Consider the following 20,276-nt stretch of genomic DNA (forward strand, 5'->3'; position numbering starts at 1 on the left):
GGCCCTACGCGCCCAGCCGCGCCTTGACCGATGCCAGGTGGCGCTCGCTGACGGGGACAGTATCCCCGCAGCGCAGCACCGCCTGGCAGATGCCGTCGCCGTTCGATTCCAGCCTGGCGATCTGCGCCACCGGCACGATGGCGCTGCGGTGCACGCGCGCATAGCGCGCCGGGTCCAGGTGCTGCTCCAGGCGGCCCAGGGTCACCCGGTGCAGCACGCGGCGCCCGGCCATGTGCAGTTCGACATAATTTCCCGCCGCCTCCATCCACAGCACGTCCTCCAGCTGCACGAACTCGATGCGGCCGACCGAACGCACACTGAGCTGCCGCCAGTATTGCGGCGAATCCTGCGGCGAATCTTGCACCGAATCCTGCGCGTACACCCTCAGGGCGGCGCCATAGTTGGCGCGCTGGCGCTGCGCCAGCATGGCCTGCGCGCGCTCCACCGCCTGCGCGAAGCGCTGGTCGTCGAAGGGCTTGAGCAGGTAATCCAGCGCATGCACGTCGAAGGCCTCCACTGCGTAGCTGTTGTAGGCGGTGACAAACACGATCAACGGCGGTTCCTGCCGCTGTGCCAACTCGCGCGCCAGTACCAGCCCGGATTCGTTCGGCATCTGGACGTCGAGGAACAGCACGTCGATACCGTTTCCCTCGAGCGCGGCGCGCGCGGCTGCGGCGTTGCTGCATTCGCCGGCCACCAGCCAATGCGGATGCTCGGCCAGCGCATAGCGCAGGTTGACCCGGCCGGGCTCCTCGTCGTCCACGATCAGCGCCCGAATCTGGTCCCGGCTTTGCCCATGCCCGCCAATCATGCCGCCAGCTCCATCGGCATGCGCACCTCGGCCACGAAGCGGCCGCCGTCCCGCCGCGTATGCAGCGACGCGGCGGCGCCGGCCGCCATCTGCAAACGCGCCTGCGTGCTGCGCAATCCCAGGCCCAGGCCGGGATTGGGCGGCGCCGCCTGCGCCAGCGGATTGCTGATGCGGATCACCAGCAGGCCTGCCTCGCACACCAGCTCCAGGCGGATATCGCTGGCGCCGTCATGGCAATCGAGATCGTGGCGCAGCGCGTTCTCCACCAGCGGCTGCAGCAGCAACGGCGGACAGTCCGCCGCCAGCACCGGCCCATCGCCGCCTTCGATGCTGACGCGCAAGCGTTCGCCATAGCGCAGGCGCTGCAGGTCGAGATAGTCGCGCACGAACTGCAATTCCTCGGCCACGCTGACCCGGTCGCGCGAACTGGCGGCCAGCGCGTAGCGCAGCAGGTCGCTCAGGCGGCTGATGCCGGTCAGCGCCACGCGCTTGTCGTCCGAGCGCACCAGCGCGCTGATGGCGTTCAGGGCGTTGAAGATGAAGTGCGGCTCCAGCTGGCTGCGCAGCGCCAGCAAGCGCTGCTGCTCCAGTTCCAGCCGCAGCGACAGGTTGTCGGTCTGCGCCTGGCGCCAGGCCTGCTCGCGCTCGCGCGCCCGCTGCCAGGTGCACACCGCCACCACAGCGATGAAGGTGAAACTGGTCCATGCCAGTTCCATGAACAGGTCGAAATTGTGCAGGCGCTGCACGGCGGCCCACACGTGGTCCGGCGACAGGGCCGCGCCGCCGCGCACCGCATACACCGCACCCACGTAGGCCAGTTCCAGCGGCAGGAACAGCAGCACCACCAGCGCATACACGGCGGCGATGCGGCGCGCGTGCCCCAGCAGGGCGCCCCGGCGCGAGAACAGCAGATACATGGCGCTGCTGAACACCATCATCAGCAGGTGGGTACTGAACCAGTTCCACAGCGGCACCACGTAGGAACGCGTCATGCCTTCGCGCAGGCCGTCGCTGTAGCTGCCAAGGGCGCCGAGAGCGCACAGCATGGTCCACAATGCGGCGTTGATCGCCAGCACACGGGCGGCATAGAGGTAAGAATTCATGCCGGGAAGTATACCCGCGGCGATGGACCGGAACATCGGCGAAGCCCAGGAATTCGTCCCGCGCCCGGGCCGCTTCGTCACATGGCCGAGGCGCGCCGGCAGAGGCGTCATTACACTCGCAGCCTCGACCAACCTCGCAGACGCCTTGCATGAACTCATTCCGCCGCCTTCAACTCAGCGCCCTGGCCGGCGCGCTCCACGCCGGCGCCTGCTGCGCGGCCGATACCGCGCCTGCGGAGATGGCAAGGGTGGAAGTCAGCGGGCCGGGTGCGGAGAACCAGCGCCGCAACGACACGGCGGGCAAGCTCGTGGTGGGCAGGGACGAGCTGCTGCAGTACGGCGACAGCGCCCTGTCCGGCGTGCTGAAACGCCTGCCCGGGCTGTCCGTCGCCGGCAGCGAAGTGCGCATGCGCGGACTGGGCGCGGGCTACACGCAAATCCTCATCAACGGCGATCCGGCACCGCCGGGCTTCGCCGTCGATACGCTGGCGCCGGAGCTGATCGAGCGCGTCGAGATCATGCGCACCACGGCGGCGGAATTCAGCGCGCAGGCGGTGGCGGGCAGCATCAATATCGTGCTCAGGAAAGGCGCCAGCCGCGCCCGGCGCGAGCTGAAGCTGCAAGCCGAGCATGACCAGCGCTGGAACCCCGCCGCCACCATGCAGCTGTCCGGCAGCGATGGCGCCTACGCGTACTCGGTGGCCGGCACGCTGTCGCGCACCGGCTACGACAACGGCGCCAGCATCGGAGAAACGCTGGCAGGCGCACCGGCCCCGGACGGCGAACCAGGCTTGGCCACCACGCAGCGCCGGTTCGACGAACGCTACCTCGGCAGCGTCGCCAAGGCCAGCCTGGCGCCGCGCCTGAACTGGACGCTGGATGGCGGCGACACGGTGTCCTGGCAAAGCCTGTTGGACCTGGCGCGCATCGACAACCACGGCGGCGCGCGTGAAACCACGCTGCAAGGCGCCGCCACGCGCTCGCCCGTCAGCACCTACCGCTCCCGCATCCGCAACGACGCGCTGCGCAGCGACGCCAGCTGGACGCACAGCACGGGCGGGGATGGCAAGCTCACCGTCAAGGCTGGCGTCAACGTCAACCAGCGCGACATCGACTATGTCTTCCAGGGCGCGGACGCGAACAGTGTGCCCTGGCTGGTGCGCAAGGTGACCTCCAGCGCCAGCGACAACAGCGCCGGCAGCAGCGGCAAATACCTGATGCCCCTGTGGCCCGGCCATAGCTTCGGCGCCGGCTGGGACGGCAGCTTCACGCGCCGCCGCGAAACGCGCCTGCAACAGGACAGCACGCCGCAAGGCGCGCCGCTGTACACGCTGGACCAGGACTACACGGCGGACGTGAGGCGCATGGCGCTGTATGCGCAGGATGAATGGGACGTGACGCCGCGCCTGCAGGCCTACCTCGGGCTGCGCTGGGAAGGGCTGGACACCGGCACCGTGGGCCGCGCCATGGACAAGGTGCGCAGCCGCTCCAGCGTGTGGAGCCCGGTGCTGCAGATGCTGTGGCGGCTCCCCGAGCGCGAGCGCGACCAGCTGCGCTTCGCCCTGTCGCGCACCTACAAGGCGCCGCTGACGCGCAACCTGGTGCCGCGCCGCTACACCATCAACAACGGCAACGGCCCCACCAACCCGGACGTGGAAGGCAATCCGAAGCTGCAGCCGGAACTGGCATGGGGCGTGGACATGGGCTACGAAAGCTATTTCGGCAAGGGCGGCGTGGCCAGCCTGTCCGCCTACGCGCGCCGCATCAGCGACGTGACGGTGCAGCGCTTGTTCCAGGACGGCGCCACCTGGGTCGGCACCCTCGCCAACGACGGCCGCGCCGCATCGCACGGCATCGAATTCGACGCCAGGTTCCCGCTGGCCGCGCTATACGCCGGCGCGCCCGGCATCGATCTGCGCGTCAACGCCAGCCGCAACTGGTCGCGCCTGGACAGCGTGCCGGGGCCGCACAACCGCCTGGCCGAACAGACGCCGCTGACAGCCAATCTCGGCCTCGACTATAGGGTCACGCCAGCATGGAGCGGCGGCTTCAACTTCAACGTCCAAGGCGGCGGCCCGGCCCGTATCACGCAGACGCTCAGCAGCGACACCGCAACGGCGCGCACCCTGGACCTGTACGCGCTATGGAAGCCCGGCAAGACCAGCCAACTGCGCCTGTCCGTGGCCAACGCGCTGCACCGGGACCGCCGCAGCGCCCAGTACTACGCCGACGCCTTCGGCAGCACCGGACGCAGCACCACCGCCCCCACCACTGCCGGCATCCGCCTGCAGTACGAAACGCCGCTGTAGTCCGCACCCGGCTGCCCACACGCGGATGATCCATGCGCTAGAATCATGTATTCACCTTGCCGGAGCCGCCATGCAGAACCGCCTCGTTTCCCTGCCGCCGCTGGACGCGCTGCGCGGCTTTGTCGCGGCAGCGCGGCGCATGAGCATTACCGCTGCGGCGGACGATTTATGCCTGACGCAATCGGCCGTCAGCCGCCAGATCCAGGCGCTGGAAGAACGCCTCGGCACGCCGCTGTTCACGCGCAGCAACCGCAGCATCGCGCTGACGGCGGCGGGCGAGCAGCTGTTCCAGCTGGCATCGCCGTGGATGGACCGCCTGGTGGATCTGGCCGAGTCGCTGCGGCAGGACCAGCGCGTGCGGCCGGTGACGGTCTCGGCCAGCATGGGCGTGGCGTCGCTGTGGCTGCTGCCCCGGCTGGGCGGGTTCCAGAGCGCGCATCCGCACATCGACGTGCGCGTGGCCACCAGCAACCGCGTGCTGGACCTGGAACGCGACGGCATCGACCTCGCCATCCGTTACAGCCCCGCCTCGCACGCGACGCAGGGCGGCCAGCTGCTGTTCGACGAGGTGGTGGCGCCGGTGGCCAGTCCGGTGGTGGCTGCCAGAGCGTTCCGCAAGCCGGAAGCGCTGCTGCAGCATGTGCTGCTGGACCTGGACGACAAGGTCGGGCCGTGGCTGCACTGGGAATACTGGCTGCAGGAGCAAGGGCTGGAGCGGCGCAAGCCGAAAGGACGGCTGCACTTCAACCACTACGACCAGTTGATCCACGCGGCGCTGGGTGGACACGGGGTGGCGGTGGGGCGGCTGCCGCTGCTGCTGCCGATGCTCAAGGACGGCCGCCTGGCCGCGCGCATGGACCAGTGCCTGCAAGTGGACGACTACCGCTATTGGCTGATGGAGGCGCCCGGCGCCCAGCGCGCGGAAGTGGCCGCCTTCCGCGACTGGCTGGTGCAACAGGCCGCGCTGACGGCGCAGGAGCTGGCGCAGGCCTACGGCGCCATGGCCTGACCCACCAGACACGCAGTTGCCAACCGCATAGCGCTCAGCCGTTGCCTCTCGCGTCAGGCCACTCTCCAGCCACTGCTCCAGACGCCTTGAAGCCATGCCCGCACGCCGTCGCGCGCTGGGCTGGCTGCCGTCGCGCCGCTGCGGTTCACGCTGATGCGGGCCAGCGCGCCGCTCACGTCGAACGACACCAGTTCGTGACGCCCCACGCTGGACAGGTACTGGCGATGCGTGGCCGGCAACTCGATGCTCTGGCCCGGCGTCAGCACACGGTCATTGCTGTCGCGCTCGCTCGTAATCCAGAGCGTGCCGGCCAGACAGTGGATGCGCACTGGCAGGCCGGGCGCCATGGTGGCGCCTTCCTTCGGGTGCAAGGTGATTTGCATGGCTTTCTCCCTGGTTTGGCTATGCCTGCATTGTTGCCTTGCGACGACCTGGCGGCAACCGTTATCGCGGCATGCCATCCATGCGTGCGGCGCATGGGTCGCATGCCGATTTACCGTTGGCGCGCACGCCACCGTCCTGGCTATGCTGGCAGCACACTTGCAGAAAACCGGGGAGAAACGCGATGAAATTCCTGAAGACGCCGTTGGCGGCGGTGCTGTGCGGCGGCATCATCATGGGCCTGGCGCTGGGCGTGCGCCACGTGCAAGGCTTGTTCATGCTGCCCATGACCTCGGCGCGCGGCTGGGGCAGGGAAGAGTTCGCGCTCGCCATCGCCCTGCAGAACCTGGTCTGGGGCATCGCACAGCCCTTCACCGGCATGATCGCCGACCGCTACGGATCGCGCCGCGTGCTGGCCGGCGCCAGCCTGCTGTACGCGCTCGGCCTGTACCTGATGGCGCACGCGGCCAGCAGCATGCAGCTGGCGCTCACCGGCGGCCTGCTGATCGGCATGGCCTTGTCCGGCACCGCCTTCGGCACCGTGTACGGCGCGCTGAGCCGCATCGTGCCGCCGGCGCGGCGCAGCTGGGCGCTGGGCCTGGCGGGCGCGGTGGGCGGCGTGGGCCAGTTCGCCATGGTGCCCGCCGCGCAAGGGCTGATCGCCGGCGCCGGCTGGATGGCCGCCCTGGCCGTGCTGGCCTTCGTGCTGGCGCTGGCCGCGCCGCTGGCCTTCCCCATGGACGACAGCGCCGCCGCCAGCGCGCCGCAGCGGCCCGGCCAGTCCATGCGGCGCGCCATCGCCGAGGCCCTGGCGCACCGGGGGTTCTGGCTGCTGAACCTGGGCTTTTTCGCCTGCGGCTTCCAGCTCGCCTTCATCGCCGGGCACTTTCCCGCTTACCTGCTCGATAAGGGCTTTTCGGCCAGCACCGGTGTGATGGCGCTGGCCATCGTGGCGCTGGCCAACGTGGCGGGCACCTATTTGTGCGGCAAGCTGGGTAACGTCTACCGGCGCAAGCACCTGCTGGCCTGGCTGTACTGCGCGCGCTCGGCCGCCATGCTGCTGTTTGTCGCCGCGCCCATCAGCACGGCCAGCATCTACCTGTTCTCGTTCGCGATGGGACTGACGTGGCTGGGTACGGTGCCGCTGACCAACGGGCTGGTGTCGCAGCTGTTCGGCGTGAAATACATCTCGACGCTGTTCGGCCTGGTGTTCGTGGGCCACCAGCTGGGCGGTTTCCTCGGCGTGTGGCTGGGCGGCGCGGTGTTCGACGCCACCCGATCCTACGACCTGGTGTGGGCCGCGTCGGTCGGCATCGGCCTGGTGGCAGCGCTGCTGCACTGGCCCATCGACGACCGCGCCGTGGCCGGGCTGGAGCCGGCATGAAGCCGCTGCACAGCCTGCTGCTGTGGGGCGCGCTGGCCGCCGTGTGCGGCTGGGCCTGGCTGGCGATACTGCGGCCTGACAATCTGCTGTCCTTCGCCAGCCTGGCCGCGCTGTGCTGAACGGACCAGACTAGGCCAGTTTCAGCTCCCAGTAGCCGACGTCGATCCAGCGGCCGAACTTCATGCCGACCTCGGCGAAGTGCGCCACTTTCCTGAAGCCCATGGATTCGTGCAGCGCCACGCTGGCCTCATTCGGCTGGGCGATGCCTCCGATCACCATGTGCAGGCCGCGCGCGCGCAGCTGGTCGAGCAGTTCGCGGTACAGGCGCGTGCCCACGCCCTTGCGCGGATGCTCTGGCGACACGTAGACGCTGCTTTCCACCGAAAAGCGGTAGGCGCTGCGCACCCGCCACGGCGTGGCGTAGGCATAACCCACGACGGCGCCATCGTGCTCGCACACCAGCCACGGCAGCATGGCGCCCACGGTCTCGATGCGGCCGGCCATCTCCTCGGCCGGCACCGGCTGCTCTTCGAAGGAAATGGTGGTGGTGGCGATGTAGTGGTTGTAGATGGCGGCGATGGCGGCCGCGTCGGCGGCACGGGCGGGGCGGATGGTTGGCATGGGCATGGGTGTCGGAAAACTTTACAGTCGCAAAATATTTATATATGAAAATACACGAATTTCCGCTAAGTGGTTGATATTTCTATAGTGGAACAGTTATTGCTTAACATCATGCCACATCCATTTATTTACCGAGTCACGATGAACCTGATTTCCAAACTGGCCCTGGCCGCCGCCATTACCCTGTCCTGCGCCACCGCCCAGGCCACCCCGATCACCTACACCTTCAACGGCCCGGCCTTCACCAACGTCGGCGGCGCGTTCACCACCGCCGACCGCATCACCGGCTATGTAAGCTTCGATTCCAGCCTGCTCAGCGCCCAGGGCACCGGCAACATTTCCACGTCGCACGGCCAGATCCACCCCGGCATCAAATGGATGTTCCAGGATGGCCACAATACCTTCGACAACGTGCGCACCACCAGCCGCTTCACCATCGCCATGAGTTTTGCCAACTTCCTGCCGACCGCCTGGAATATCGATACCACCTACGGCGTCACCCCGGGTGCGGATATCTTCATCCTGAACAACAGCAGCTACATCAGCTACTACAACAACGCCAGCGCCTCCAGCGCCAGCAGGTTCACCGCCGCCAGCATCACCCGCAACGGCGCCGTGCCCGAACCTGGCAGCCTGGCGCTGGCCGGCATCGGCCTGCTGGGCCTGCTGGCCGCGCGCCGCCGCAAGGCCGGCCAGGCCTGATCAAATCTTCTGAATCTGGCGGTCGATGGCCTTGACCGCCCGTTCATTGCGCTCGCTGTAGCGGTCCGTCAGATAGCCGGTGCGGCCGCGCAGCAGCAGGGTTATCTTGAACAATTCCTCCATCACGTCCACCACCCGCTCGTAATAAGCCGATGGGCGCATGCGGCCTTCCTCGTCGAACTCCTTGTACGCCATCGGCACCGAGGACTGGTTGGGGATGGTGAACATGCGCATCCAGCGTCCCAGCAAGCGCAAGGTGTTGACCACATTGAAGGATTGCGAGCCGCCGCACACCTGCATCACCGCCAGCGTGCGTCCCTGGCTGGGGCGCAGCGCGCCCTGTTCCAGCGGTATCCAGTCGATCTGGTTCTTCATCACGGCCGTGACGGCGCCGTGGCGCTCCGGGCTGCACCACACCTGGCCCTCGGACCACAAGCTTAGCTCGCGCAGTTCCACCACCTTGGGATGGGTCTCGGGCACGCTGCCCGCCATCGGCAATTCCATCGGATCGAAAATCTTCACCTCGGCGCCGAACTGCTCCAGGATGCGGGCCGCCTCGTACACCAGGAAGCGGCTGAAGGAACGCTCGCGCAGCGAGCCGTACAGCATGAGGATGCGCGGCGGATGGTCCAGCTCGCCCACCGGCGCCAGCTTGGCGAGGGTGGGCATGTCCAGCAGCTCGGGTTTGATGTTGGGCAGCTTGGGGATGCTCATGACAACTCCTTTTTCTCCGCGTACAGCCAGCGGAACAAGATGGTGGCGGCGGCCGCGCCCAGCAGCTGCGCGGCGATGAAGCCGGGCGCGTCCACGGGACGGATGCCGGCGAAGGTGTCCGTCACGCTGCGCGCCAGCGTGACGGCGGGATTGGCGAACGAGGTGGACGCGGTGAACCAGTAGGCGGCGGTGATGTAGGCCGCCACCGCGAACGGCGTGGCGCCGGGCCGGCTGCGGGTGCAGCCGATGATCACGCCCAGCAGGCCGAAGGTGGCCACGCATTCACTCCACCACTGCGCCGCGCCGGTGCGCGCGTGGACCGACGCGGTGAACGCCTCCAGGCCGAACATGGCGTGCGCGGCGGCCACGCCGGCCAGGGCGCCGGCGGTCTGCGCCGCCAGGTAGGGCAGCACTTCGCGCGGCGCATGCAGGCCCTGCCAGGCGGCCGACAGCGTCACCACGGGATTGAAATGGGCGCCGGACACGGGGCCGAACATCAGGATCAGCGCCACCAGCCCGGCGCCGGTGGCCAGCGCATTGGCCAGCAGGGCGATGGCGACATTGCCGCCGGCCAGGCGCTCGGCCATGATGCCCGAGCCGACCACCAGCGCCAGCAGCAGCGCCGTGCCCAGGCCTTCGGCCACGATGCGCTTGGCAAGGGTCATGGCAGCAGGGCGCCGATCTTGTCCAGCTCCGCCTTCAGGCGGGCCGGATTGTTTTTCAGCTGCTCCAGCGGCAGCGCGAAGAAGGCTTCGATGCGCGCACGCAGCACGCGGTAGGCGTGCAGGAAGGCCGCGTCGATTTCCTCTTCGGTGCCGGTCGCATGGGCCGGATCTTCCACGCCCCAGTGCGCGCGCAGCACCGGGCCGAGGTAGGCCGGGCATTCCTCGCCCGCCGCGCTGCCGCACACGGTGATGACGATGTCCGGCGTGACCGGCAGCTGGTCCCACGATTTGCTGTGGCAGCCCTCGGTGGCGATGCCTTCGCGGGCCAGCAGCGCCAGCGAGCGCGGGTGGACATAGCCGGCCGGTTTGCTGCCGGCGCTCACGGCATGCCAGCCGGCCGGCGCCAGGTGGTTGAAAGTGGCTTCGCCGAGGATGGAACGGCAGGAGTTGCCGGTACACAGTACTAAAACGTTCATTTAGGCTTCCTTGGTGGTGGTGGCCGGATCGCAGCAGGCCGGGGTGCCGGCGGCGCCCGGCGCGCATGGCACGCCGCCGCAGCAGTTTTCGGTGAGGAAGGCCAGCAGGCCGTTCATGGTGTCGAAGCCGGCGCTGTAGATGATGAAGCGGCCGTCCTGGCGCGCCACGATCAGCCCGGCATGGGCCAGCTCCTTCAAGTGGAAGGACAGCGAAGACGGCGCCATATCCAGCTGCTCGGCGATCCTGCTGGCCGCCAGGCCGTCCGGACCGGCCTGCACCAGCAGCCGGAACGCCGCCAGGCGCGATTCCTGCGCCAGTGCCGACAGCGCCGCCAGAACTTGTTTGGTGTCCATGCTTGCTCCAATTCGATATTTCAACGATTATCGAAATATACTACAACACGGTGGAAATGTGTGAAACTAGCCGCATGAACAGACGACTTGTCATTGCCGCCGCCATCTTGGGCCTCGCGCCCCATGCCTGGGCCGCCGCCCCTACCAAAACCGCCGCCAGCCCTGCCGCCGCCCGCATGCGGCTCGTCACCACGCATTTGCCGCCGCTGGTGCTCGAGCACGGGGGCGCCCGGCCAGGTGCACTGACGGAGCTGGTGGCGGAATTGTGCAAGCGCATGCAGCTGGCGCCGCAGACCCAGTTCGTGCCATGGCGGCGCGCCACCTTCCTGGCCACCACCATGCCGGCCACGGCCATCTACCCGCTGACGCGGCTGCCCGAGCGCGAAGCCCAGTACCGCTGGCTGGCCCCGCTGTACGACGAACACTACGTGTTCCTGGCGCTGCGCAAGGGACCGTTCGACGTGCGCAGTGGGCAGCAAATGAAGACGCGCCGCATTGCCATGCTGCGCGGGGCGGGACAGGCGGCCATGCTGCGCGAGCTCGGCTACAGCAACCTGGTGGAAGCTGCCTCCATAGACGAAGTGCACCGCTTCCTGCTGACCGGCATCGCCGACGCCGCCTTTGGCGAGCGCAACATCATCCGCACATCGCTGCGCAACCGGGGCGAAGAGGCCGATTTCGAACTGAGTGCGCCGCTGCGCAGCACCACCGCCTGGCTGGCCGGCTCGCTCGATTTCAGCCCGGACGAAGTCCAGCAGTTCCAGCGCGCCATGGCCGCCATGGCCGCCGACGGCAGCAGCCGCCGCATCCTGGCCAGATACGGCCTGGATTGAAACCGCCCCCCCTATTCAAAGCCCCATGAAACCAGACATCCTCGTATTCGCCCCCAGCCCGTCGGCTTCCGTCATGCAGCAGCTCGATGCGCATTTCCAGTGCCACCACCTGTGGTCGATTCCCGCCGCCGAACAGGAGGCCTACGTGGACAGCGTGGCCGCCCGGGTGCGCGGCATCGTCACCACCGGGCCGCTGGGCGTGGACGCGGCGCTGGCCGCGCGCCTGCCGCGGCTGGAGATCGTCAGCCTGAACAGCGTGGGCTACGACAAGATCGACCTCGACGCGCTGCGCGCGCGCGGCGTCCCGGTGACCAACACGCCTGGCGTGCTGACCGACGACGTGGCCGACCTTGCCGTGCTGCTGCTGTTGTCCGCCGCGCGCCGCCTGCCCGCCATGGACCGCTACGTGCGGGACGGCGACTGGAGCGCGCGCAAGCCGCTGGCGCCGTCGCGCAGCGTGCGCGGCAAGGTGGCCGGCATCTTCGGCTTCGGCCGCATCGGCCAGGCCATCGCCGGCCGGCTCGCTGCGCTGGGCATGCAGATCCGCTACTACCAGCCGCGCCCGGTGGGCGGCGCGGCGGTGCAGGGCGTTGCCGTGCCGCGCGCCGACTCGCTGCTGGCGCTGGCGCATGAGAGCGACTACCTGGTGCTGAGCGCCCCGGCCAACGCGGCCACCCGCCACGCGGTGAACGCCGCCGTGCTGGCAGCGCTCGGCCCGGAGGGGACGCTGGTAAACATCGCCCGTGGCGCGCTGGTGGACGAAGCCGCGCTGATCGCCGCCTTGCAGGCGCGCACGCTGGGCGCGGCGGCGCTGGACGTGTTCGCGCACGAGCCGGAGGTGCCGCCGGCGCTGCGCGCGCTGGACAACGTGGTGCTCACGCCCCATATCGGCAGCCTGACGGTGGAGACGCGCCACGCCATGGGCCAGCTGGCGGTGGACAACCTGCTGGCTCACTTCGCCGGCCAGCCGCTGCTGACGCCGCTGCCCTAGCGCGGACACTGTCCGGAAGCGCACACCGCAGCGTCCGCTTCCGGACGCCGGGCCGCCAGGCGGCGCAACGGCGCGCCCAGCGGCGCGCCGCCCCGGCGTGGCACAGATGTTGCACCTACCAGCCCGGATCAACCACTACGCTCTCATCATGACACTGCGGGACTTCCGTATCGGCTGGCGCAGCTTGCTGCAAGACCCGGCATACTCATTCGTCGTTGTTGCCGGACTCGGCATCGGCCTGGCCGCCGCGCTGCTGCTGCTCGGGCTGGTGCGCCATTCCTGGCAATACAACCGCCACATACCGGAGGTGGAGCAGGTCTACGTGGTGAAACAGCGCTTCAATGCCGACCCCAAGGCGCCCTGGTTCGACCAGGCGCCGCTGATGCTGCGCGCCGCCGCCGCCGGCACCCCGGGCGTGGCCGCAGCCACCGGCTACCTGCCCTCGCGGGCGGAAAGCATGGGCCTGACGGTGCGCATCGGCGGCCAGCTGCGCAAGCTCGACAGCCTGACCGTGCTGCCCGACTTCGCCGCCATGCTGGGCCTGCAGGCGGTGCAGGGCGACCTGGCTGCCGCGCTGCAGCGGCCGGACAGTTTTGCCATCACCGAGGAAGCCGCGCAACGCCTGTTCGGCACGACCGGCGCGCTCGGCATGACCATGCTGGCCGAAGGCAAGCTGCTGCGCGTGGGCGCCGTGCTGCGCACGCCGCCGCCCAGCAGCACCATCCCGTTTGAAACCCTGCTCGGCGTGCACTCGGTACTGGTGGAGGCAGAGGTGCGCGACGAACTGGCGTCCGGCGCGCGCGGCTGGTGGGGCAAGATGCTGGTGCGCGTCCAGCCGGGAGCGTCCGTGCCCGCCATCACCGAGGCGCTGCAGCGCGCGGTGGACACCAATCCGGGCCTGAAGAAGCAGCCGCCCGAAGTGCGCCAGCGCCTGGGCCAGCGCAAGGTGATGGATGTGGCGCTGGCGCCGCTGAAGGACGCCTACTTCGACACCGACGTGGCGCAGAACTTCGTCGCCGCGCCCGGCCCGCGCGCCCATCCGGCCGCCATTGCCGGCCTGGGCGCCGTGGCGCTGCTGATCCTGGCGCTGGCGGCAGTCAACTACGTGAACCTGGCTGCGGTGCGCGTGCTGCGCCGCCAGCGCGAAGTGGCGATGCGCAAAGTGCTGGGCGCCGGTGCGCGCCAGATCGCGCTGCAGCTGCTGGCCGAATCGATGCTGGTGGCCATGCTGGCCACCGTCATCGGCCTGCTGCTGGCGTGGCTGGCGCTGCCGCTGTTCTCGGCACTGGTAAACCGCAGGCTGGACAGTGTGCTATCGCCGGGCTATGTGGGCGCCGCGCTGCTGCTGGGCTGCCTGCTCGGCGTGCTGACGGCGCTCTATCCGGCCTGGATCGCGCTGCGCGTGCGGCCCAGCCAGGTGCTGGCGGGCCGGGGCGACGCCGAATCCGCGCACGGCCTGCGCACGCGCCGCGTGCTGACCGTGCTGCAGGTGGCCGCCGCCATGGGACTGGCCAGCGTGGCCGTGGCCATCAGCTGGCAAACCGGGTACGCCATGCGTGCCTCGCCCGGCTTCGATCCGGCGCCGCTGCTGATCGTGGACCTGCCCGAGCCGGTGCGCATGAGCCCCACGGCGCACAGCTTCGTGGCGGCGCTGAAGGCCCAGCCGGGCGTGGCAGGCGTGGCGATTTCGGAGGATGCGGTAGGGCGCAGCAACGTGTCCTGGTTCCGCGACCTGAAGCGGCTGGACGGCAGAAGCGCCGCCATGGAGATGAAGTCGGTGAGCGCCAACTTCTTCGAACAATACCGTATCCGGCCGCAGGCGGGCCGCCTGTTCGATGCACGGCTGGACCAGGAAGACGACCCGGTGCCGCTGGTGCTGAACGCCATCGCCGCGCGCGAGCTGGGCTTTGCCGATCCGGCCGCCGCCATCGGCCAAACCCTGCTGTTCAGCGGCTTCGACAACAAGGTGATCCACAAGCGCGTGGTGGGCATCGCGCCCGAACTGCGCTTCCATTCGCTGCGCACCGCGCCGCGCGCGGTGGCCTATGAATTGTGGACCGCCGGCATTACCCTCAGCGTGCGCGCGGACAGCGGCAACGGCGCCGGGGCCGCCGGGCTGGAACCGGCGATCCGCGCGCTGTGGCCCAGGTACTTCCCGGATGCGATGCTGAAAACCCGGCCGGCCGCCGACATCCTGGCCGTCAACTACGCCGACGACGCGCGCATGGCGCGCCTGCTGGCGCTGGCCACCGGCATCGCGCTGGCCATCGCGGCGTTCGGCACCTATGTGCTGTCGGCGCACACCGTGCAGCGGCGCGCGCGCGAGATCGTGCTGCGCAAGCTGTACGGCGCGGGCAGCAGCGCCATCGGCGCGCTGGTGGTCAAGGAAGTGGGCCTGCTGGCGCTGCTGGCCGCGCTGATCGGCCTGCCGCCGGCAGCGCTCGCAATCCAGCGCTACCTGGCAGGCTATGTCGAGCACGCGCCGATAGGCGGCTGGACCTTGCTGCTGGCGCTGGCGGCCACGCTGGCGGTGGCCGCCGCCGCCGTAGCCCGCCACGCCTGGCTGGCCATGCGCATGCGGGCGGCGGACGCGCTGCGGGCTTAGGCTTGCGGCGGGACGGCCGCAGGGTCCATGAATACCAATTCCCACAGGTGGCCGTCCAGGTCGGAGAAGCCGTGGCTGTACATGAAGCCCATGTCCTGCGGCTCGCGCAGCGTGGCGCCGCCGGCGGCGACCGCCTTGGCCACGGTGGCGTCGACTTCCTCCCGGCTTTCGCAGGACAGGCAGTTGATCACCTGGGCCGACTCGTGCGCGGAGGACAGCGGGCGGTTGATGAAGGTCTTGAAGAACTCTTCCGTCAGCAGCATGGTGAAGATGTTCTCCGAGATCACCATGCAAGCCCCCTGGTCATTGGTGAACTGCGGGTTGAAGCTATAGCCCAGGGCGGCAAAAAAGTCTTTCGAGCGTGGCAAGTCCTTGACGGGCAGGTTGACGAAAATTTGCTTGTTCATGATGTCTCCAGGTTAGGTGGTTCAATGTATTTCGGTGGCTTTCACAGGCACGACGGCTGGCGCCGCCGGAATTCGACAAATTCGACAAATTATTTTTTCCGGATCAATTGCGTGAGTGTTTGCCCGGCCCGGCCGCTGCGCACGGCAGGGCGGTTTACCATGGGAAAAACACTCTGGAGACCGCTTTGACACGCCACTTACCCTCCCGCCGCCAGGCCCTGTTGGCCGGCCTGGCCCTCGCCGCCGCCGGCTGCGCGCCGCTACCGCGCGCGGGGACCGCATCGGCATCGTCCCGTCAACTGCCGCAGGAGCGGGTGCGCGCTGCCGCGCCATTCCCCATGCCCGACATCAGCGTACCGGATTTTTCCGCCAGCCGGCGCTTCCCGATCACCGATTTCGGCGCCGCGCAGGGCGACCAGCAGAAGACCAGCGCCGCCATCGCCCAGGCAATTGCAGCGGCGCATGCCGCCGGGTCCGGCGTGGTGGTGGTGCCGGAGGGCGTGTGGCCCACCGCCAAGATCCATCTGAAAAGCAATGTCAACCTGCATGTCGCCAAGGGCGCCACGCTGCTGTTCTCGGAACGCCCGGACGACTACCTGCCCGCCGTCATGACGACCTGGGAAGGCTTGGAGTGCTACAACTATTCGCCGCTGGTGTACGCCTACGGGTGCGACAACGTGGCCATCACCGGCGAGGGCACGCTGAAGGCCAAACTGGACGTGTGGAAGGTCTGGTACGCGCGCCCCAAGCCGCACATGGACGCGCTGGTGGCGCTGTACCACCTGGCCGCCAAGCGCGTGCCGGTGGAGCAGCGCCAGATGGCTGTCGGCCAGGCCAACCTGCGCCCGCAGTTCGTGCAGTTCAACCGCTGCCGCAATGTGCTGGTGGAGGACGTGAGCATCGTCGACAGCCCGTTCTGGGTGCTGCATCCCTACCTGAGCCGCGACGTGGTGATCCGCCGCGTGAAGGTGCGCGCACACGGCCACAACAACGACGGCGTGGACCCCGAAATGAGCCAGAACGTGCTGGTGGAGGACTGCGTGTTCGACCAGGGCGACGACGCAATTTCGGTCAAGTCCGGCCGCGACCAGGACGCCTGGCGCCTCAACGTGCCGTCCCGCAACATCATCATGCGCAATTGCCGCGTGAAGAACGGCCACCAGCTGATGGCGATCGGCAGCGAGCTGTCCGGCGGCGTGGAAAACGTGTTCGTGGACAACTGCCACTTCGACAATGCCGGCTCCGGCGCGCGCAGCACCATCAACAACATCCTGTTCGTCAAGACCAACGAGCGGCGCGGCGGCTACGTGAAGAATATCCACGTGTCGAACGTGAGCGCGACCAGGATCGCCGGCGGCGTGCTGAGCGTGGAGACGGACGTGCTATACCAGTGGCGCGACCTGGTACCGACCTACGAGCGGCGGCTGACGCCGATCGAGGGCCTGCACGTGAGCAATGTGAAGGTGGACGAGGCCGCCTTCGTGTGCCGCATCCAGGGCGAGGCGGAAATGCCGGTGAAGGACGTCTCGCTGCGCGGGGTGACGGTGGCCAAGGTGCTCGAAGCCCCGGTCAGCACCGTCAACGTGCAGGGTTTCGTGCACGCCGCGTAGGCGCAGCGCGGGTCTTGTTTGGTGCCGGTATGTTTCCCGACCGCCGGCGCCGGTAGAGCAGCCATCGAGTGGCGCTTGATAGTGGCCCGTGTTCTTGAGCCGGCTTGCATGGTATCGCCCGTTTATGACAGGCGTTTGACCGGCCCCGCTTAATTCAATCTTCACGCACCCATCAGTTTTTCTTCATGCCCGGCCCGCACACTGCGTCCGGCGGCAATGTGGCCGCCAGCAACCATGCGAGGTCGATCATGCTTTCTCACTCTCTCCAATTTGCGCTCGCCGCAGCGGCGGTTGCGCTGCTGGCTGGCTGCGTGGCTGAAGTCAAACCCATCACAACGCCGAACGGCCGCGCCGGCTTCGTGGTCTCCTGCGACGGCGGCGAGCAGGACTGGGACGCCTGCTACAACGCAGCGGCGGATGCCTGCGACGGCAAATACACCATCCTGGACCGCTACCACAATACCGAACGCACCCCGTCCGGCCCCAAGCTGCGGCGCTACCTCGTGGCCGAATGCGGCCGGGCGCGCCGGTAAGCTAGGATTTATATCGCAAACGCTTTAATCGGATGCGAAAATAATGCTTGACCTCCGCGTTTCGGAGGTCTATGATTCATTCATCGCATCCGATCTAAACGAGTGCGACACAAATCCACTCGGAGTGAACCGTACCTTTACAGAGGAAATATCATGAGCAAAATCACCAAAGTCCTGGCCACCGGCAAGACCCGCACCACCGGCACCGACGCCGCCATCTTCTCCGGCAACCATGAAGGCAAGCTGGAGATCCATCTAACCACGCCCGGCAACCCAGTTGCCCCCGAGCACCGCTTCGAGGCCGTCGAAGCGCACCCGACCGCCGAGCAGCTGTTTGCCGGCGCCTGGTCGGCCTGCTATAGCGCGGCTGTGGGTATCTCGGCCAAGCAATTGAACGTGGCGCTGCCGGCCGGCACTGCCGTGGAAATCGAAGTGGACCTGGGCCTGGGCGGCGCCGCGTACTTCATCCAGGCCCGCATCAATCTGATCGTGCCCGGCCTGGATGCCGAAGTGGCCGCCAAAATCGCCCATGCCGCCGACGCCATCTGTCCTTACTCGAAAGCCACCAAAGGCAACATCGACGTGGCCATCAACGTCGTGACCGCTTAAAACAACGATACACATATCGCATGCGATGTAAACGTATGCGAACAAAATAACGCTTTAAAGGAGTAATTATCATGAGCAAAATCACCAAAGTCCTGACCACCGGCAAGACCCGCACCACCGGCACCGATGCCGCCATCTTCTCCGGCAACCACGAAGGCAAGCTGGACATCCACCTGACTGCGCCGGGCAACCCTGGCGTGCGCGAATACCGCTTCGACGCCGTGGTAGCCCACCCGACCGCCGAGCAGCTGTTTGCCGGCGCCTGGTCGGCCTGCTATAGCGGTGCGGTCGGCATCGTCGCCAGGCAAATGAACGTGACGCTGCCTGCCGACACGGCGGTGGAGCTGGACGTGGATCTGGGCCTGGGCGGCAACGAGTACTTCATCCAGGCCCGCATCAACCTGATCGTGCCCGGCCTCGACCTCGAAGTGGCCACCGCCATCGCCCACGGCGCCGACGCCATCTGCCCCTACTCGAAAGCCACCAAAGGCAATATCGACGTCGCGCTGACCGTCGTTACCGCCTGAGCGCCGCTGCCCACCGCCCTAAGGAAAACACCATGCACATCCGCCGCAACCTCTTCAAGACCGCCGCCAGCCTCGCCGTGGCCGCCGCCTTCACCTTCGCGCCAGGTTTTGCCGGCGCGGCAACGGCAGCAGCGACGGCGCCAACCGCCGCGGCCACCGCCGACGCCAGCCAGATCCGCCCCTTCCGCATCGACGTGCCGGAAGCGCAACTGGCCGACCTGCGCGCACGCATCAAGGCGACGCGCTGGCCGGACCGCGAAACCGTCACCGACTCGACCCAAGGCGTGAAGCTGGCCACCGTCCAGGCGCTGGCCGACTACTGGGCCACCGGCTACGACTGGCGCAAGGTGGAGGCCAAACTGAACGCGCTGCCGCAGTTCGTCACCAAGATCGACGGCGTGGACATCCACTTCATCCACGTGCGCTCCAAGCACAAGAACGCGCTGCCGCTGATCGTCACGCACGGCTGGCCGGGCTCGGTGGTGGAGCAGCTGAAGATCATCGATCCGCTGGTCAATCCGACCGCGCACGGCGGCAAGGCGGAGGACGCGTTCGACCTGGTGATCCCGTCGCTGCCGGGCCATGGTTTCTCGGGCAAGCCGACCGAAACCGGCTGGGGTCCGGACCGCACCGCGCGCGCCTGGGCTGAACTGATGACGCGCCTGGGCTACAAGAAGTACGCGGCGCAGGGCGGCGACTGGGGCGCCATCGTGACCGACCTGATGGCGGTGCAGGCGCCGCCGGGACTGATCGGCATCCACACCAATATGGCCGGCGCGGTGCCGACCGATATCGACAAGGCGCTGTGGGCCGGCAATCCGCTGCCGGCGGGCCTGAGCGCCGAGGAGAAAAGCGCGACCGGCCAGCTGACCTATGTGTACGACCACGTGGCCTACGCCCGCCTGATGGGCTCGCGTCCCCAGACGCTGACCGGCCTGACGGACTCGCCGGTGGGCCTGGCGGCCTTCCTGCTGGATCACGACGGCCCCAGCCAGGAGCTGATCAGCCGCGTATTCAACGGCAAGACGGAAGGCCTGACGCGGGACGACGTGCTGGACAACATCACGCTGTACTGGCTGACCAACACGGCGGTCTCGTCGTCCCGCTTCTACTGGGAAAACAAGCATCCCTTCTTCGCCGTCAAGGGCGTGAAGATCCCGGCCGCCGTGAGCGTGTTCCCGGACGAGCTGTACCAGCCGCCGAAGAGCTGGGCCCAGAGCGCGTACCCGAACCTGGTGTACTACAACAAGCTCGACAGGGGCGGCCACTTCGCGGCATGGGAACAGCCGGCGCTGTTCACGCAGGAAGTGCGGGCCGGCTTCCGTCCGCTGCGCAAGTGAGCGCAGCGCCGCTGCCCGGCTACAGCGCGCAGTCCGGCGGGAAGTCGGCCAGCTGGTAGCCGTCCACTTCCACCAGGCGGTCCATCCGCACGGTCTCGCCGGAACTGAGCGCCACATAGTCGGCGCCTTCCCGGGCGAACACATCCTTGATGACGGCGTCGCGCTGCTGCAGCACGCCGCCGCCGTCGAGGTAGCTGACGCTGGCCTGCTTGCGCAGCGTGGCGAGATCCTCCAGCCGGTCGTGGAACTCGCAGCTGACAGGAATGTACTGCGGCAGTGGTTTTGACATGCG

Annotated in this window: 23 protein-coding genes; 13 read left to right on the forward strand and 10 right to left on the reverse strand. The window is 68.1% G+C overall.

Annotated features, from left to right (window positions below; translation table 11 throughout):
* Positions 1-4: 4 nt before the first annotated feature.
* The gene (locus tag AC6H42_RS08010) at positions 5-811 is read right to left on the reverse strand and encodes a LytR/AlgR family response regulator transcription factor (protein ID WP_057154222.1); all 807 of its coding nucleotides are present in this window, start codon (positions 809-811) and stop codon (positions 5-7) included.
* Positions 808-1,914 carry a sensor histidine kinase gene (locus AC6H42_RS08015; RefSeq protein WP_497547788.1) on the reverse strand — a complete coding sequence of 369 codons (1,107 nt, stop codon included), beginning with the start codon at positions 1,912-1,914 and terminating at the stop codon, positions 808-810. Before AC6H42_RS08015 ends, AC6H42_RS08010 begins: the two co-directional genes overlap by 4 nt.
* Before the next feature lie 149 nt (positions 1,915-2,063).
* On the opposite strand from AC6H42_RS08015, the gene AC6H42_RS08020 reads away from it, so the two are divergent.
* Positions 2,064-4,223 (forward strand): TonB-dependent receptor plug domain-containing protein, encoded by a 2,160-nt coding sequence (locus AC6H42_RS08020; RefSeq protein WP_497547789.1) that lies wholly within the window; start codon positions 2,064-2,066, stop codon positions 4,221-4,223.
* Positions 4,224-4,293: 70 nt separating this feature from the next.
* The gene (locus AC6H42_RS08025) at positions 4,294-5,232 is read left to right on the forward strand and encodes a LysR substrate-binding domain-containing protein (RefSeq protein ID WP_497547790.1); all 939 of its coding nucleotides are present in this window, start codon (positions 4,294-4,296) and stop codon (positions 5,230-5,232) included.
* A 53-nt stretch (positions 5,233-5,285) separates the two neighbouring features.
* On the opposite strand, the gene AC6H42_RS08030 is transcribed toward AC6H42_RS08025, so the two are convergent.
* A complete protein-coding gene (locus AC6H42_RS08030) occupies positions 5,286-5,615 on the reverse strand; it encodes a DUF2917 domain-containing protein (protein ID WP_057154225.1) in 330 nt (109 codons plus the stop codon).
* Positions 5,616-5,797: 182 nt separating this feature from the next.
* On the opposite strand from AC6H42_RS08030, the gene AC6H42_RS08035 reads away from it, so the two are divergent.
* Together AC6H42_RS08035 and AC6H42_RS08040 are read left to right on the forward strand one after the other, a co-directional pair.
* Positions 5,798-6,997, forward strand: a complete 1,200-nt coding sequence (locus tag AC6H42_RS08035; protein ID WP_057154226.1) for an MFS transporter — start codon at positions 5,798-5,800, stop codon at positions 6,995-6,997.
* Complete coding sequence (locus tag AC6H42_RS08040) at positions 6,994-7,116, forward strand: hypothetical protein (protein ID WP_267877824.1); 123 nt, start codon at positions 6,994-6,996, stop codon at positions 7,114-7,116. The genes AC6H42_RS08035 and AC6H42_RS08040 overlap by 4 nt, the downstream gene beginning before the upstream one ends.
* Positions 7,117-7,126: 10 nt before the next feature.
* Here the strand turns inward: AC6H42_RS08040 and AC6H42_RS08045 are convergent, their stop codons facing one another.
* On the reverse strand, positions 7,127-7,624 hold the full coding sequence (locus AC6H42_RS08045; RefSeq protein ID WP_373888163.1) for an arsinothricin resistance N-acetyltransferase ArsN1 family B: 498 nt from the start codon (positions 7,622-7,624) through the stop codon (positions 7,127-7,129).
* A gap of 135 nt (positions 7,625-7,759) precedes the next feature.
* Between AC6H42_RS08045 and AC6H42_RS08050 the strand changes: the two genes are divergently transcribed.
* Positions 7,760-8,320 (forward strand): PEP-CTERM sorting domain-containing protein, encoded by a 561-nt coding sequence (locus AC6H42_RS08050; RefSeq protein WP_057154227.1) that lies wholly within the window; start codon positions 7,760-7,762, stop codon positions 8,318-8,320.
* Here AC6H42_RS08050 and arsH read toward each other — a convergent pair whose 3' ends face one another.
* Genes arsH through AC6H42_RS08070 form a run of 4 tightly spaced genes read right to left on the reverse strand, consistent with a single transcriptional unit; the run spans position 8,321 to position 10,529 of the window.
* Positions 8,321-9,034, reverse strand: coding sequence for an arsenical resistance protein ArsH (arsH, locus tag AC6H42_RS08055; RefSeq protein ID WP_497547791.1), 714 nt, complete (start codon positions 9,032-9,034; stop codon positions 8,321-8,323). It lies immediately after the preceding gene.
* Positions 9,031-9,699, reverse strand: coding sequence for an aquaporin (locus AC6H42_RS08060; RefSeq protein WP_057154229.1), 669 nt, complete (start codon positions 9,697-9,699; stop codon positions 9,031-9,033). The genes arsH and AC6H42_RS08060 overlap by 4 nt, the downstream gene beginning before the upstream one ends.
* Entirely contained in the window at positions 9,696-10,175 is a 480-nt protein-coding gene (locus AC6H42_RS08065) for an arsenate reductase ArsC (protein ID WP_057154230.1), read from the reverse strand. Before AC6H42_RS08065 ends, AC6H42_RS08060 begins: the two co-directional genes overlap by 4 nt.
* The gene (locus AC6H42_RS08070; RefSeq protein WP_497547792.1) at positions 10,176-10,529 is read right to left on the reverse strand and encodes an ArsR/SmtB family transcription factor; all 354 of its coding nucleotides are present in this window, start codon (positions 10,527-10,529) and stop codon (positions 10,176-10,178) included.
* A 74-nt stretch (positions 10,530-10,603) separates the two neighbouring features.
* Here AC6H42_RS08070 and AC6H42_RS08075 point away from each other — a divergent pair, with 74 nt between their 5' ends.
* The 3 genes from AC6H42_RS08075 (at position 10,604) to AC6H42_RS08085 (ending at position 14,958) form a co-directional block, all read left to right on the forward strand.
* The gene (locus tag AC6H42_RS08075) at positions 10,604-11,362 is read left to right on the forward strand and encodes a substrate-binding periplasmic protein (RefSeq protein WP_497547793.1); all 759 of its coding nucleotides are present in this window, start codon (positions 10,604-10,606) and stop codon (positions 11,360-11,362) included.
* A 25-nt stretch (positions 11,363-11,387) separates the two neighbouring features.
* On the forward strand, positions 11,388-12,353 hold the full coding sequence (locus tag AC6H42_RS08080; RefSeq protein WP_497547795.1) for a 2-hydroxyacid dehydrogenase: 966 nt from the start codon (positions 11,388-11,390) through the stop codon (positions 12,351-12,353).
* A 148-nt stretch (positions 12,354-12,501) separates the two neighbouring features.
* Positions 12,502-14,958 carry an FtsX-like permease family protein gene (locus AC6H42_RS08085; RefSeq protein ID WP_497547796.1) on the forward strand — a complete coding sequence of 819 codons (2,457 nt, stop codon included), beginning with the start codon at positions 12,502-12,504 and terminating at the stop codon, positions 14,956-14,958.
* Here the strand turns inward: AC6H42_RS08085 and AC6H42_RS08090 are convergent.
* Complete coding sequence (locus AC6H42_RS08090; RefSeq protein ID WP_057154234.1) at positions 14,955-15,365, reverse strand: VOC family protein; 411 nt, start codon at positions 15,363-15,365, stop codon at positions 14,955-14,957. The two genes, AC6H42_RS08085 and AC6H42_RS08090, sit on opposite strands and share 4 nt — an antisense overlap.
* A gap of 185 nt (positions 15,366-15,550) precedes the next feature.
* Between AC6H42_RS08090 and AC6H42_RS08095 the strand changes: the two genes are divergently transcribed.
* The 5 genes from AC6H42_RS08095 to AC6H42_RS08115 all read left to right on the forward strand — a co-directional run bounded on the left by AC6H42_RS08095 (position 15,551) and on the right by AC6H42_RS08115 (position 19,984).
* Positions 15,551-16,975 carry a glycoside hydrolase family 28 protein gene (locus AC6H42_RS08095; protein WP_057154235.1) on the forward strand — a complete coding sequence of 475 codons (1,425 nt, stop codon included), beginning with the start codon at positions 15,551-15,553 and terminating at the stop codon, positions 16,973-16,975.
* 248 nt (positions 16,976-17,223) lie between these two features.
* Positions 17,224-17,508, forward strand: a complete 285-nt coding sequence (locus AC6H42_RS08100) for a hypothetical protein (protein ID WP_157200852.1) — start codon at positions 17,224-17,226, stop codon at positions 17,506-17,508.
* Positions 17,509-17,661: 153 nt separating this feature from the next.
* Positions 17,662-18,117 carry an OsmC family protein gene (locus AC6H42_RS08105; protein WP_057154237.1) on the forward strand — a complete coding sequence of 152 codons (456 nt, stop codon included), beginning with the start codon at positions 17,662-17,664 and terminating at the stop codon, positions 18,115-18,117.
* Between the two features lie 71 nt (positions 18,118-18,188).
* The gene (locus AC6H42_RS08110) at positions 18,189-18,644 is read left to right on the forward strand and encodes an Ohr family peroxiredoxin (protein ID WP_497547798.1); all 456 of its coding nucleotides are present in this window, start codon (positions 18,189-18,191) and stop codon (positions 18,642-18,644) included.
* A 32-nt stretch (positions 18,645-18,676) separates the two neighbouring features.
* Complete coding sequence (locus tag AC6H42_RS08115) at positions 18,677-19,984, forward strand: epoxide hydrolase family protein (protein WP_057154239.1); 1,308 nt, start codon at positions 18,677-18,679, stop codon at positions 19,982-19,984.
* A 19-nt stretch (positions 19,985-20,003) separates the two neighbouring features.
* On the opposite strand, the gene AC6H42_RS08120 is transcribed toward AC6H42_RS08115, so the two are convergent.
* The gene (locus tag AC6H42_RS08120) at positions 20,004-20,273 is read right to left on the reverse strand and encodes a hypothetical protein (RefSeq protein ID WP_057154240.1); all 270 of its coding nucleotides are present in this window, start codon (positions 20,271-20,273) and stop codon (positions 20,004-20,006) included.
* Positions 20,274-20,276 lie beyond the last annotated feature (3 nt).

This window comes from Massilia sp. NBRC 108631 (assembly GCF_059704565.1).